The organism is Christiangramia aquimixticola, assembly GCF_048285835.1.
GTDB lineage: Bacteria > Bacteroidota > Bacteroidia > Flavobacteriales > Flavobacteriaceae > Christiangramia > Christiangramia aquimixticola.
Genome location: NZ_JBLVTL010000108.1, coordinates 1 through 337 on the forward strand (window position 1 = coordinate 1; position 337 = coordinate 337).

The following is a 337-nucleotide window of genomic DNA, read 5'->3' on the forward strand; positions in this document are numbered from 1 at the left end:
GTAAAGGGGTATTCTTCAAAGGAGATTTTGTTGGGTTTCGATGAGCCAATAGACCCGGTATTCTCGCTCCTTCCGCTTGCTTACAAGTTGGATGGAATAGACCCCGAAATAATCAATTCACTCAATGATTCTACCCGGATTCTTCGTTTTGAGGAAAATTTGGAAGAAGGTAAAAGTTATAGGTTGGATGTCATGCAAATTCCCGATTTGGAAGGCAATTTTTTGAGGGATACCTCGGTCAATTTCAGGTTTACAGATCCGACTTCGTTTGACTACAAATCTTTGGTGATCAATGAACTCATGCCGGCTCCAAGAGCAGATCAAGACCTGCCTAATG

Annotated in this window: 1 protein-coding gene; it reads left to right on the forward strand. The window is 42.1% G+C overall.

Annotated features, from left to right (window positions below; genetic code table 11):
* On the forward strand, window positions 1-337 hold a 337-nt coding region (locus ACNKXV_RS13715), incomplete at both ends, for an Ig-like domain-containing domain (protein ID WP_417908286.1).